Origin of the sequence: Streptococcus sp. HMSC062B01, from assembly GCF_001811085.1 — a bacterium.
Lineage (GTDB): Bacteria > Bacillota > Bacilli > Lactobacillales > Streptococcaceae > Streptococcus > Streptococcus gordonii.
Window position 1 is genome coordinate 1 of sequence record NZ_KZ672784.1, and the last position, 210, is coordinate 210.

A 210-nucleotide genomic window follows, 5' to 3' on the forward strand; every position below is an offset into this window, starting at 1 on the left:
TTTGTCAATGGTAAATACGACGGCGGACGTCACCAAATCCGGGTCGACATGCTCAACAAAATGTGCTAAGAAAAGGAGAAGTCAAATGAAAATTGCAATTGGATGTGACCATATCGTTACCAATGAAAAAATGGCTGTTTCAGATTTTTTGAAATCAAAAGGCTATGAAGTCCTTGACTTTGGTACTTATGACCATACTCGTACTCACTA

The 210-nt window shown here is 38.6% G+C and carries 1 protein-coding gene and 1 pseudogene; both read left to right on the plus strand.

Translation table 11 applies throughout. The features are described from left to right. A pseudogene (locus HMPREF2780_RS06405) lies at nt 1-69 on the plus strand (galactose-6-phosphate isomerase subunit LacA); the annotation flags it as partial. 16 nt (nt 70-85) lie between these two features. Continuing rightward, a partial coding sequence (locus HMPREF2780_RS06410) for an RpiB/LacA/LacB family sugar-phosphate isomerase (RefSeq protein WP_199774050.1) occupies nt 86-210 on the plus strand: 125 nt, incomplete at its 3' end.